This window comes from uncultured Caulobacter sp. (genome assembly GCF_937900395.1).
Classification (GTDB): Bacteria; Pseudomonadota; Alphaproteobacteria; order Caulobacterales; family Caulobacteraceae; genus Caulobacter.
Genome location: NZ_CALCDX010000176.1, coordinates 1 through 7,222 on the forward strand (window position 1 = coordinate 1; position 7,222 = coordinate 7,222).

The following is a 7,222-nucleotide window of genomic DNA, read 5'->3' on the forward strand; positions in this document are numbered from 1 at the left end:
CGGAGGTCGAGGCTTGCCGGCTGCACCTGCCCGTTCGCCAGCGGCATCGGCAGCAGGATCGCGCGATCGGCCACGAGGCCCTCGATCATCGCATCCGAGAAAATCCCTGCCTCTGCCGCGGTACCGCTCACGTGATTGCCCCTCAAACCGGTTGGAGATCGCTACAGCAGGCCTCCGGGCATGGCAACCAATCGCACACCGCCGCAGTCCTCGGTCCCCAGATTTTCAGGAAATCCGCCCCTGATTGACGCCTTGCCGCACCGAAGGCATGCTTTGGCCGGGAAACGCCACAAGAGCAGGCCTGAAGCCGATGTATCGCGCCGTCACGGAAAGCATCGAAGTCACTGTCGAACCCGAATACGCGCCCGAGCGCTCGCGACCGGAAATCGGCGAGTTCTTCTGGGTCTACGCCGTCGAGATCCGCAATCTCTCCGATGACACCGTCCAGCTTCGTGCGCGGCACTGGGAGATCACCGATGGCGGCGGCCGCACCGAGCATGTGCGCGGCCTCGGCGTCGTCGGTGAGCAGCCGATCCTGAAGCCCGGCGAGATCTTCCGCTATTCCTCGGGCTGCCCGCTGGCGTCCGGTCACGGTATCATGGTCGGCAGCTACGAGATGGTGGCGGCGGATGGCCGGCGTTTCGAGGTGGCGATCCCCGCCTTCTCGCTGGATGCGCCCTTCGCGCCGCGCACGGTCAACTGAGCGCGAGGCGGTATTTGCGCGCGCAGAATTCGCAGGTGACGGCGATCATGCCGTCATCTTCGCGCATCCCGGCAACTTCATCGGCCGGGAACTGCTGCAAGGTCTCGCGGATGCGCTCCTCCGAGCAGCGGCACTCGTCGAGCATCGCGACGGGATCCGAAACGATCACCCCGCGTTCGTTGAAGAGGCGATAGAGCAGCCGGTCGAGCCCCAGTTCGGGGTCGACGAGTTCGATGTCCTCGGTGGTCTCGACCAGTGCGCGCGCCTCCACCCAGGCATCGTCCTCCGCCACCACATGCCGGATCGTGCCGGCCGGCGCATCGCCGGGGTCGAGATCGGCCTGCCGCATGCGCTCCGGGGAGGTCGGCAAGAACTGCGCGAGCACGCCGCCCACGCGCCAGTGGCGCCCGCCACCGGCGACACGATGCTCGGCCACCGCGATCCTGAGCGCGGAAGGAATCTGCTCGGATTGCCGGAAGTATTGCAGGGCCGCGGCCTCCAGCCCCTCGCCGCCGAAGCGGACGCGATGGGCGATCTGGGCGGCGACGGCGGCGCGGATGAAATACTCGCCTTGGCCGGTGCAGGAGACGGCGGCGTGAGCGTCGGCATAGGTCCCCGCCCCGATCACCGGCGAGTCGCCGACCCGGCCGGGCCGCTTGCCGAACACGCCGGCGGTCGAGGTGGCGGCGGCCAGGCGCCCCTCGGCGTCGCGGACCACGCAGCCGACCGTGCCGGTAGGCAAGGCGTCCGGCGGATGGTTGTCCTCGAAGGCGCCGGCGCGGGTGAACCAGGCGTCCGGATCCTCGACGGTCTCGAGGCACTGCTCGGCGGCGAAGTCGATCGCGCCCTGGCCGGCCAGCATCACGTGGGGCGTGTGCTCCATCACCGCGCGGGCGGCCAGGATCGGGCTCTTGAAGCCTTGCAGGGCGGCGACCGAGCCGGCCAGGCGCGTCGCTCCATCCATCAGGCTGGCGTCGAGCTCGTATTCGCCGTCGGCGTTGGGCGAGGCGCCGCGGCCGGCGATATAGAGGCCGCTGGCTTCGAGGGCGACGACGGTCTCGACGGCGACGTCCAGGGCGCTGGCGCCGGCCGCCAGGCGGTCGCGGGCGGCCTCGACCAGGCCGCGCATGTGGGCGATCTCGACGGCGTAGTCGTGACCCCGTTTCGCGCCGGCGCCGCCGTGCAGGGCGAGGCTAAAACACTTGTTTGACATTCTGCTTCCTTGGCGACGCGTCCCGCGCTAGCGTCCCGGCCTTGATTAAAGACAATCGCAGGGAGAGGCGAGATGAAGGCGGTGCTCAGCAAGGCGGTCGGCGGCCCCGAGACCCTGGTGCTGGAGGAGCTCCCCGATCCCGTCGCTGGCCCCGGTCAGGTGCTGATCGACGTCAAGGCCTGCGGCGTCAACTACCCCGACGTGCTGATCATCGAGGACAAGTACCAGTTCAAGCCGCCGCGCCCCTTCGCGCCGGGCGGCGAGGTCTCGGGCGTGATCGCCGCCGTCGGCGAAGGCGTGACCCGCTTCAAGGTCGGCGACCGGGTGCTGGCCTCGACCGGCTGGGGCGGCTACGCCGAGAAGCTGGCCCTGGAGGAGGGCCGCTGCACCCACATCCCCGACAACATGCCGTTCGACGAGGCCGCCGCCTTCGTCCTGACCTACGGCACCTCGTACTACGCGCTGAAGGACCGCGGCCATCTGAAGGCCGGCGAGACCTTGCTGGTGCTGGGTGCGGCCGGGGGCGTGGGCCTGGCGGCCGTGGAGCTGGCCAAGGCCATGGGCGCCAAGGTCGTGGCCGCCGCCTCCAGCCAGGAGAAGGTCGACCTCGCCATCAAGCACGGCGCCGACAGCGGCGTCGTCTATCCTCGCGGCCCGTTCGACAAGGACGGCCAGAAGGCCCTGGCCGAGCTCTTCAAGGGCGCCTGCGGGTCGAACGGCTGGGACGTGGCCTATGACGCGGTCGGCGGCGACTATTCCGAAGCGGCGATCCGCGCCTCGGGCTGGGAGGGCCGCTTCCTGGTGATCGGCTTCCCGTCGGGCATTCCGAAGGTGCCGCTGAACCTGACCCTCTTGAAGTCGTGCGACATCGTCGGGGTGTTCTGGGGCGCGGCCGTGGCGCGCGATCCCAAGGGCCACGCGGCCAACCTGAAGGACCTGATGGACCTCTACGCGGCGGGCAAGATCCGGCCCTACGTGTCCGAGCGTTTCCCCCTGGCGCGGGCCGGCGAGGCCATCGCTCACCTCTCCAGCCGCAAGGCGATGGGCAAGGTGGTGATCACGATCGATTAACCACGTTTCGTCGGGCTTGGTTAAGGTTCGCTAATCGTCCTTCTTAGCGAAGCAGACAGGTTGCTCGGCGATTGTGCCCCCGGTTCGGTCGCCGCCGAAGACGCTCACCCCACCGAGCAAAGCGGCGGATGGCCGGGCCGCTCACGCCCCGACACGGGACTTCCGCGTCGAGGCCGCCTCAGGGGGCGCAAGGTGACGCTAGGCAGGCGCGGCGACGGACAGGGGCCTTACGGCGCCGTCGCCGCGCTTGCCGAGTTGCCGCCCACCACCGACCAACACGCCTTTTCGGGTATGGCGCTCTAGCCAAGACGCCCGCGCTTCGCGAAGATGATCAATGATCACCGATCCATGAGAGGTCGGACAGCGCGGAGGGAAACGCCATGGTCGGACGTCTGAACGGCAAGGTCGCCGTCGTCACCGGGGGCTGCTCGGGCATCGGGCTCGGAACGGTCGAACTGTTCGTGGCGGAAGGCGCGCTCGTCGTCGCCGCCGACCTGCAGGACGAGAAGGGGGCGATGCTGGAAAAGCGCTTCCCCGACCGCGTCCGCTACGTCCGCTGCGACGTGACCTCGGAAGCCGACGTGGCCGCCGCCTTGGGCCTGGCCGAAAGCGCCTTCGGCGGGCTCGACATCCTGTTCAACAACGCCGGCCACGGCGGCACGCCGGCCGGGGTCGAGGACATGACGGTCGACGGCTGGGACAAGACCTTCGCCCTGCTGGTCCGCGGCCCAGCGATCGGCATGAAGCACGCCGTCCCGCTGATGGCCAAGCGCGGCGGCGGCTCGATCATCAACACCGCTTCGATCGCGGGGCTGCAGGCGGGCTTCGGCCCCCTGGCCTATTCGACGGCCAAGTGCGCCGTGATCCACATGAGCCGCTGCGCGGCCGCTGAACTCTCGCCGCGCAAGATCCGGGTCAATGCGATCTGTCCCGGCCTGATCGCCACCTCGATCTTCGGGGCCTCGATGGGCCTGCCGCGCGAGGTCGCCGACCAGATGGCCGCTCAGGTCGCCCAGATCGGCCCGAAGATTCAGCCGATCCCGAAGTCAGGCCTGCCTGAGGACATCGCCCGCGCGGCGCTCTACCTCGCCAGCGACGATTCCGAATTCGTGACCGGCACGCATATCGTGGTCGACGGCGGCATCACCGTCGGGCCGCGCAGCGCCTGGGACGTCAACACGCCCTCGCCGATCCTGGCGGCCATGGGCATCACGCCTGAACAGGCCGAGCAGATGCGGGCCGCCTTGATCGCGTCCGGCGGGGCGGGGTGAGCCTGACCCCCAACCTGCGCGGGGCGCTGTGGATGCTGGCCTCGGCCGTCGACTTCACGGTGATGACGACCCTGATCAAGTTCCTGGGCCCCGGCTATCCGGCGGCGCTGCAGACCTTCTACCGCCAGCTGGCGGGCGTGATCGTGCTGCTGCCGCTGATCGCCCGCGACTGGCGCGGGGCGTTCCGAACGACGCGGCCGGGAATCCTGATCTTCCGCTCCAGCGCCGGGGTGCTGGCGCTGATCATGGGCTTCTACGCCTACCAGAAGCTGCCGCTGGCCGACGCCAACGCCCTGTCCTTCACCCGAACGCTGTGGCTCGTGCCGCTTGCGGCCTTCGTGCTGCGCGAGCCGATCGGGCCGCTGCGCATCGGCGCCGCGCTGGTCGGCTTCATCGGCGTGCTGATCATGCTGCGGCCCGGCGCGGGAGGGGCCCATGGAGGCGGATGGAGCGCCTGGATCGGCTGGCCGCAGGTCTGCGCCCTGGCCTCGGCCTTCCTGTTCGCCCTGACCATCACCGGCATGAAGGTCATGACCCGCGACCACAGCCCGTTCGTGCTGCTGGTCTACGCGGCGGTGCTGGGCCTGATCTTCGCGATCCCACCGGCGCTCTTTGTCTGGCGCTGGCCGAGTTGGCCCGACCTTGGCCTCCTGGCGGCGATGGGCGTGATCGGAACCCTGACCCAGGGCGCCTACATCAAGGGCATGGAGGCCGGCGAAGCCGCCGTCATGGCGCCGATCGACTATACGCGCCTCGTCTTCGCCGTCGGCGCGGGACTGCTGCTGTTTCACGAGGTCCCGAAGCCGGCGACGCTGGTCGGAGCGGCGATCGTCGTGGCCTCAACCCTCTTCATTTCCTGGCGCGAGCATCAGCTGGCTCAGCGCGCCAAGGCTCAGCCCGCGTAAGCGCGCCGCCAGGCGACGAACTTCGCCAATCCCTCGGCCAACTTGACCTTGGGCTTGTAGCCGCAGAGGGCATGGAGCTTGTCGATATTGGCGAAGGTGGCGGTGACGTCGCCTGGCTGCATCGAACGGAACACCTTCTTGGCCTCGATGCCCAGCGCCGCCTCCAGCGTGGTGATCATGTCCATCAGGCCGACCGGGTCGTTGTCGCCGATGTTGTAGACCTCGTGCCCGCCCTTCGCCGGCGGGTGATCGAGCACGCCGAGGACCCCGTCGACGATGTCGTCGATATAGGTGAAGTCGCGGGCCATCCTGCCCTCGCCAAAGACCTCGATCGGCTCGCCCTTCAGCATCTTCTCGGTAAAGCCGTAATAGGCCATGTCCGGCCGGCCCCACGGCCCGTAGACCGTGAAGAACCGCAGGCCCGACTGCGGAAAGCCGTAAAGCCGCGCGTAGCTTTGGCTGAGCAGCTCGCACGAGCGCTTGGTGGCGGCGTAGAGCGACACCGGGCTCTCGGCCGGATCGGTCTCCTTGAAGCCGTCGCCATTCAGCGGCCGGTCGCCGTAGACGCTGGACGAGCTGGCGTAGACCAAGTGCTCCACGTCGGCGTGGCGACAGGCCTCCAGCACCGAGAGATGCCCAGCGAGGTTGCTGCGCTCATAGGCGAACGGGTTCTCGAGCGAGTAGCGCACCCCGGCTTGGGCGGCGAGATGGACCACCCGACGCGCGCCCGACATCTTCACCAGGGCGGCGAAGGCTTCGTGGTCGGCGATGTCCATCCGGACCATCTCGAAGCCCGCGCGCTCAACGAGGCGCGCCGCCCGGGCCTCCTTGAGGGCCGGATCGTAATAGGCGTTGAAGACATCGACGCCGATCACCGCCTCGCCGCGATCGAGCAGCCGCTCGGCGACGTGGTAGCCCACGAAGCCGGCGGCGCCAGTGACGATGACGGGCGGCTTGCTCATGCTCACCCGCGCCCGATGCTGGCGTAGGTGAAGCCGTGCCGGACCATCTCGGCGGGCTTGTAGACGTTGCGCAGGTCGACGACGACCGGAGCCTTCATCAGCAGCTTGACCCGGTCGAGATCCAGGGCTCGGAACTGGTCCCACTCGGTCAGAATGACCAGGGCGTCGGCGCCCTCGGCCGCCTCATAGGCGCCGGCCTTGAAGTCGATGGCCGTCAGCAGCTTCTCGGCCTCGTGGCGGCCTTCCGGATCGAAGGCCTGGACCTTGGCGCCCAGGGCCTGCAGGGCCGGGATGATGTCCAGGCTCGGCGCATCGCGCATGTCGTCGGTGTTGGGCTTGAAGGTCAGGCCCAGCACGCCGATCGTGCGGCCCGTCAGATCGTCGAGCTGCATCGCCCGGGCGAAGCGCCGCCCTGGCACGCGATGCGGCTCCAGCCCGAACTCAACGGCGGCAAGCTGCCGGCGACCCCGTGCCCGCGCTGCGGCCGGCCCATGGAGGTCGACGATCTCGAGGAGCAGTACCTCCTGTTCGTGCGCGAAGCCGGCTGACCGGCCCGGCCCGCGAGACGGCGCAGGACGAAGGCCCGGCGGGCGAGGCGCAGGCGAGGGCCGGCAAGGCCATCAACACGGTCTACACGCAGCACATCCCCGAGTGGCGCGCCGAGTTCGACCGGCTGGCGATGATGCTGCCGCTCGAGGGCAGCTCGTTCCTCAAGACCTGGTGGGGGCAGGACGGCAACGAGCGCCGGCCGCGGCAGGCCTACGTCCCGGTCGAGCAGGTCATCATGCCCTACAACGACACGGGTGACCCCGCCACCGTGCCGTTCATCGCGCGGGCAGCGCTTGCCGCGTCGAGCGGGTTTTCGAAGATGACGAAGCCGAAGGCGTACACCACCACGACGCCGCCGACCAGCGCGGCCAGCAGGTAGCCGAAACGAAGGAACTCCGGCTGCGTGATCGAACCCTCGCGGTAGAACTGCGAGCGCGCGTGCGGATCGGCCACCAGGGCCTCCGGCCACTGCAGTTGCTCCGCCGCCTTGCGCGCCACCAACGGGATCGAGACCTTCGCCGTGTCGACGACCCCGCGGAACGGGTCCT

Annotated in this window: 9 protein-coding genes and 1 pseudogene; 5 read left to right on the top strand and 5 right to left on the bottom strand. The window is 69.1% G+C overall.

The annotated features are described in order from the left end of the window. Nucleotides 1-131 (bottom strand): 2'-deoxycytidine 5'-triphosphate deaminase (locus Q0379_RS24255; protein ID WP_366519328.1); only part of this gene is annotated, 131 nt, incomplete at its 3' end. A gap of 137 nt (nucleotides 132-268) precedes the next feature. Here Q0379_RS24255 and apaG point away from each other — a divergent pair. After that, nucleotides 269-703: a Co2+/Mg2+ efflux protein ApaG gene (gene apaG / locus Q0379_RS15405; RefSeq protein WP_299010613.1), complete on the top strand. Its 435-nt coding sequence runs from the start codon at nucleotides 269-271 to the stop codon at nucleotides 701-703. Here the strand turns inward: apaG and Q0379_RS15410 are convergent. Beyond that, a complete protein-coding gene (locus Q0379_RS15410) occupies nucleotides 696-1,916 on the bottom strand; it encodes an Hsp33 family molecular chaperone HslO (RefSeq protein WP_299010615.1) in 1,221 nt (406 codons plus the stop codon). The genes apaG and Q0379_RS15410 overlap by 8 nt on opposite strands. A 72-nt stretch (nucleotides 1,917-1,988) precedes the next feature. Here Q0379_RS15410 and Q0379_RS15415 point away from each other — a divergent pair, with 72 nt between their 5' ends. From Q0379_RS15415 to Q0379_RS15425, 3 genes are all read left to right on the top strand, one after another. After that, entirely contained in the window at nucleotides 1,989-2,987 is a 999-nt protein-coding gene (locus tag Q0379_RS15415; RefSeq protein WP_299010618.1) for an NADPH:quinone oxidoreductase family protein, read from the top strand. A gap of 380 nt (nucleotides 2,988-3,367) precedes the next feature. Next, nucleotides 3,368-4,258 carry a glucose 1-dehydrogenase gene (locus Q0379_RS15420; protein ID WP_299010620.1) on the top strand — a complete coding sequence of 297 codons (891 nt, stop codon included), beginning with the start codon at nucleotides 3,368-3,370 and terminating at the stop codon, nucleotides 4,256-4,258. Continuing rightward, nucleotides 4,255-5,163, top strand: a complete 909-nt coding sequence (locus Q0379_RS15425; RefSeq protein ID WP_299010623.1) for a DMT family transporter — start codon at nucleotides 4,255-4,257, stop codon at nucleotides 5,161-5,163. The genes Q0379_RS15420 and Q0379_RS15425 overlap by 4 nt, the downstream gene beginning before the upstream one ends. Here Q0379_RS15425 and Q0379_RS15430 read toward each other — a convergent pair. Both Q0379_RS15430 and Q0379_RS15435 read right to left on the bottom strand, forming a co-directional pair. After that, nucleotides 5,151-6,125, bottom strand: a complete 975-nt coding sequence (locus Q0379_RS15430; RefSeq protein ID WP_299010629.1) for an NAD-dependent epimerase/dehydratase family protein — start codon at nucleotides 6,123-6,125, stop codon at nucleotides 5,151-5,153. The genes Q0379_RS15425 and Q0379_RS15430 overlap by 13 nt on opposite strands. Nucleotides 6,126-6,127: 2 nt before the next feature. After that, nucleotides 6,128-6,505: pseudogene (locus tag Q0379_RS15435) on the bottom strand (UDP binding domain-containing protein); the annotation flags it as partial. Between the two features lie 42 nt (nucleotides 6,506-6,547). Here Q0379_RS15435 and Q0379_RS15440 point away from each other — a divergent pair. After that, complete coding sequence (locus tag Q0379_RS15440) at nucleotides 6,548-6,673, top strand: hypothetical protein (protein ID WP_299010631.1); 126 nt, start codon at nucleotides 6,548-6,550, stop codon at nucleotides 6,671-6,673. 241 nt (nucleotides 6,674-6,914) lie between these two features. On the opposite strand, the gene Q0379_RS15445 is transcribed toward Q0379_RS15440, so the two are convergent. Continuing rightward, nucleotides 6,915-7,222: hypothetical protein (locus Q0379_RS15445; RefSeq protein ID WP_299010634.1), on the bottom strand; the 308-nt coding region annotated here is incomplete at its 5' end.

Excerpts from the sequence above, each read along its gene's own strand:
- Q0379_RS15415 (WP_299010618.1), top strand. The coding sequence starts at position 1,989 with ATGAAGGCGGTGCTCAGCAAGGCGGTCGGCGGCCCCGAGACCCTGGTG.
- Q0379_RS15430 (WP_299010629.1), bottom strand. The coding sequence starts at position 6,125 with ATGAGCAAGCCGCCCGTCATCGTCACTGGCGCCGCCGGCTTCGTGGGC.
- Q0379_RS15410 (WP_299010615.1), bottom strand. The coding sequence starts at position 1,916 with ATGTCAAACAAGTGTTTTAGCCTCGCCCTGCACGGCGGCGCCGGCGCG.
- apaG (WP_299010613.1), top strand. The coding sequence starts at position 269 with ATGCTTTGGCCGGGAAACGCCACAAGAGCAGGCCTGAAGCCGATGTAT.
- Q0379_RS15420 (WP_299010620.1), top strand. The coding sequence starts at position 3,368 with ATGGTCGGACGTCTGAACGGCAAGGTCGCCGTCGTCACCGGGGGCTGC.
- Q0379_RS15440 (WP_299010631.1), top strand. The coding sequence starts at position 6,548 with ATGCGGCTCCAGCCCGAACTCAACGGCGGCAAGCTGCCGGCGACCCCG.